Genomic DNA, 3,086 nt, shown 5'->3' with positions numbered 1-3,086 from the left:
ACGCATGACCACGCAAGGCTTGCCCATGATCAACAACTCTCGCACGCCCATGAAGCGCATGCCGGCGCAGTCGGGGGCGAGGTGCGCCAGCACCGACTCGGCCTTCGGGCCTTGCAGTGCGATCAACGCACGATCGCACCGCTCGACATCGCAGTTCCGGGAGAAGCTGCCGCGCAGAAGAGATTCGTCGGTCTCCTTGCACGCGGCATTGACCACGAGGAGATAGTGATCGCCGCAGTTGGCGACCATCAGATCGTCGAGGATGCCGCCAGTGTCGTTTGTGAAGAAGGTGTAGCGCTGACGTCCCTGCGCCAATCCCAGGATATCTGCGGGCACAAGGCGCTCGAGCGCGCGCGCGGCGTCGGTAGGGACGCCGTCCTTCGGGCGCAGTAGGATCTGCCCCATGTGCGAGATGTCGAACAGGCCCGCCGCGGCTCGCGTATGCCGGTGCTCCGCCAAAACGCCTGCCGGATAGTTCAGCGGCATGTCGTACCCGGCGAACGGGGCCATGCGGGCACCCAAATCCAGGTGTAGGGCGTGCAGCGGCGTCTGTCTTAGAGAATTAAGCGACGTCTTGGCTTCGACACTCATTCTGAGGCTCCATCAGGTCGCGCGCATGGTACTCGCCGCGCGACGACAAGAAGCCCCCTCTGTCATGAAACCTGAAAGATTTGGCGCGCGGCTCGCTGCGCCTTTCCTCTTCGGTGGACCGCGCTTGAGCGCGGCCGCTTTCCAGAGTGTCAGTAGTCTTGCGGTCCTGGTTGCCTGAGAGTTTCCGGGGCGGTTGCTCCTTCGGCGCCGGGCATGAGCCAGTCTCTTCCGCAAGACGGAACGACGCTTAGAGAATGGTGATTCTAAAGCAGATGGTCAACAGCGGGGGCGTCATTTGTTCGGTCGGTTTGTCTCTTACCAGACAATACCGAAATAGCCGGAAATCTGCTCAAAATGCACCGGGACCGAGCGAAAGCACGTTGTTGAAGGCGAGACCGATTTGCCCGATGCGCAATAGATCTTGTACGAAAGTACTAGCCGCCGTGCGGACCTTCGAGCTTCCAGCGCTCAAGCACTTGTTCAACCTCTTCGAGGGTCAAATCGTCTCTGCGCGCGTGATCCCCGATCTTTCTGCGGAGTGAGAAGCGGCTGCCTTGCTTCTCAAGCTCAAAGAAGAGCCGCTCCGCCAAATCATAGGCAGCACGTTCCCGGTCGGTGTCGGTGTCTTGCATAGAGAGCCTCCATCGCAAAAACGCTCAAAGACTTGAGCCGTTCCGAGTGCTCTTGCCGTCTCTAGCGTTGGCCAAGCCCAAACTCGGAAAAGGGAATGAATTCCACGACCTCCCCGATGCGGATTTCATCCACATCCTCGTTTACCTCGATGAATCCATCGGCTTCGCGTAGAGAAGAGATGAGCCCGGATCCGTCACGTGGAAACTTGTCGACCAGGACGCGCCCGTCCCGGCGAATCAGCCTGGCGCGCCAAAATTCGCGGCGCCCACGCTTCTTCTTCTGAGTGAATGCAGTCGGCACGGGGAATCGTGTGGGCTCCGGCCACACGCCGCCGGCGAGTCGCGTGAGAACCGGACGCACATACATCAGGAAGCACACAAACACGGCCACGGGGTTGCCGGGCAGACCGAGAACGACGCAATCGCCGATCTGTCCGAAGCTCATCGGCCGGCCCGGCTTGATCGCGATCTGCCAGAGATGCCGTTTGCCAAGCGCGTCGATGCTGGCCACGACATGGTCCTCCTGGCCTTGGCTGGCCCCGCCGGAAATCACGATGACGTTGAATTTGCGGCTCGCTTCGGAAAGGGCGCCGATCACGCTTTCGCGCGTATCGGGGAGCACGCCGAGGTCGACCGCCTCGGCCCCGGTGGCCGCAATGAGCCCGTGCAGCATCGGCGCGTTGGCGTCGTAGACCTTGCCGTCGACGAAAACCTCCCCCGGCCGCAGAATTTCATCGCCTGTCGAGAGCACCGCCACCTTGAGGGGCGCATGGCAACGCACGGCACCGAGACCCGTGGCGGCGGCGCTCGCCACGTCCTGAGGCCTTAGCCGCGCACCCGCAGCGACGAGCGTTTCGCCCGGTTTCGTATCCTCGCCTGCAAGCCGTCGATTGGCGCCTGCTTTCAATCCCGGCGGAATGGCCGCCCAGCGCTCGCCGTTACGCTCATCGGTTCGAACGTCTTCCTGCATCGCGACCGTATCGAGACCGGCCGGCACGACCGCGCCCGTGAAGATGCGGACCGCACCGCCCGGCAGCAAAGTGCCCTGATAAGGGTGTCCCGCGGATGCTTCGCCGATGACCCGAAACGCCGCTCCTTTCGCGAAGTCGTAGCCCGATGACGCAAAGGCATAGCCGTCGACGGCCGCATTATCGTGCGCAGGGATTTGACGCGGCGAGACGAGCGGCTCCGCCAAGAACCGCCCGCAAGCTTCGGCAAGCGGGACTTGCTCCGTTCCGGTTACCGGACGCACTCGTGCCTTGAGGATGCCGATGGCCTCCTGGTGTGGAAGCCGGTCCTTGTCGAGAACGAAACAATCGTCGATCAGCTTAGCTGCTGGCTTGGCTGTCTTCGCTGTCATGGGCGCTTGAGTCCCAGTGTGGTGATGATGAAATCCACGATGCGTTCTATGGCGTCGATGTGGAAGACGGGCAGGGGGTCCGTCTCGTCCTCCGGCCTGTCTGAGGCGATGGCCACGACCTCTGGAAATTTCGCGGACAGCGGCTCGCGCGACGCGGCTCCTTCCCTGCGGATTTCGATCTTGGGGTATGCCTCGCGCTTATAGCCTTCGACCAGGACGAGGTCACATGGCCCGGCGTAGGGCAGGAGCTCGTCTAAAGTCGGTTCAGGCAAATCGCCCAATTCGCGCATCAAGGCGAAGCGGCGCGGCGACGACAGCATCACTTGGCAAGCTCCGGCCTCGCGCATCTCGAAGGAGTCGCGTCCCGGATGATCGATCTCGAACTTCGCGTGCGCATGCTTGATGACCGAGATTGAAAACCCTCGGTTCGTAAACTCGCGGATAAGGTTGCCCATAAGCGTGGTCTTGCCCGAGTTCTTCCAGCCGACCACGCCGAAGATTGG

Annotated in this window: 3 protein-coding genes, 1 pseudogene and 1 riboswitch; all 4 genes and pseudogenes read right to left on the bottom strand. The window is 62.0% G+C overall.

Translation table 11 applies throughout. The features are described 5' to 3' along the window. Positions 1-591: pseudogene (gene gcvT, locus ACSLE4_RS08075) on the bottom strand (glycine cleavage system aminomethyltransferase GcvT); the annotation flags it as partial. A gap of 151 nt (positions 592-742) precedes the next feature. Then, a riboswitch (glycine riboswitch) is annotated at positions 743-832 on the bottom strand. A gap of 193 nt (positions 833-1,025) precedes the next feature. Next, on the bottom strand, positions 1,026-1,223 hold the full coding sequence (locus ACSLE4_RS08070) for a hypothetical protein (RefSeq protein WP_435903953.1): 198 nt from the start codon (positions 1,221-1,223) through the stop codon (positions 1,026-1,028). 61 nt (positions 1,224-1,284) lie between these two features. Continuing rightward, positions 1,285-2,583 carry a molybdopterin molybdotransferase MoeA gene (locus ACSLE4_RS08065; protein WP_435903952.1) on the bottom strand — a complete coding sequence of 433 codons (1,299 nt, stop codon included), beginning with the start codon at positions 2,581-2,583 and terminating at the stop codon, positions 1,285-1,287. Beyond that, entirely contained in the window at positions 2,580-3,083 is a 504-nt protein-coding gene (gene mobB, locus ACSLE4_RS08060; RefSeq protein ID WP_435903954.1) for a molybdopterin-guanine dinucleotide biosynthesis protein B, read from the bottom strand. The genes ACSLE4_RS08065 and mobB overlap by 4 nt, the downstream gene beginning before the upstream one ends. Positions 3,084-3,086 lie beyond the last annotated feature (3 nt).

Source organism: Methyloceanibacter sp. (assembly GCF_051306395.1).
Lineage (GTDB): Bacteria > Pseudomonadota > Alphaproteobacteria > Rhizobiales > Methyloligellaceae > Methyloceanibacter.
Note: the sequence above shows the minus strand (reverse complement) of the source record. Positions and strands in the feature narration are given on the sequence as shown.

Coding starts and splice junctions, on each gene's coding strand:
- ACSLE4_RS08070 (WP_435903953.1), bottom strand. CDS start 1,223: ATGCAAGACACCGACACCGACCGGGAACGTGCTGCCTATGATTTGGCG.
- ACSLE4_RS08065 (WP_435903952.1), bottom strand. CDS start 2,583: ATGACAGCGAAGACAGCCAAGCCAGCAGCTAAGCTGATCGACGATTGT.